At 59.9% G+C, this 237-nt stretch carries 1 protein-coding gene; it reads right to left on the bottom strand.

Going from position 1 to position 237, the window contains the following annotated elements:
• Positions 1 to 185 (bottom strand): type III secretion system chaperone (locus tag SB717_RS39415; protein WP_410908763.1); only part of this gene is annotated, 185 nt, incomplete at its 3' end.
• Positions 186 to 237: the final 52 nt, after the last annotated feature.

The raw sequence follows: 237 nt of genomic DNA, 5'->3' as shown, positions 1-237 counted from the left end.
CTATCAAGGCGGCGTTGCCAATGCTCCGCGATCGCGAGGAATCGTTCTAGCCATGCGTTCAGAGCGGCGACGTCTAGCGAACGGAGAGGGCGATGATGGGCCAGAAACACGACACGAGTGACGGGGTCCATGCTGAATGTCGCACCGTCGGCGCCCTGCCAGAACACGTTTGCGCCAAGCAGCATCGCACCGATCTCCTCGATCCGGTCTTGATCGATCTCGCAAAGCTTCGTGAAC

Origin of the sequence: Priestia sp. SIMBA_032, assembly GCF_046535215.1 — a bacterium.
GTDB lineage: Bacteria > Bacillota > Bacilli > Bacillales > Bacillaceae_H > Priestia > Priestia aryabhattai.
Note: the sequence above shows the minus strand (reverse complement) of the source record. Positions and strands in the feature narration are given on the sequence as shown.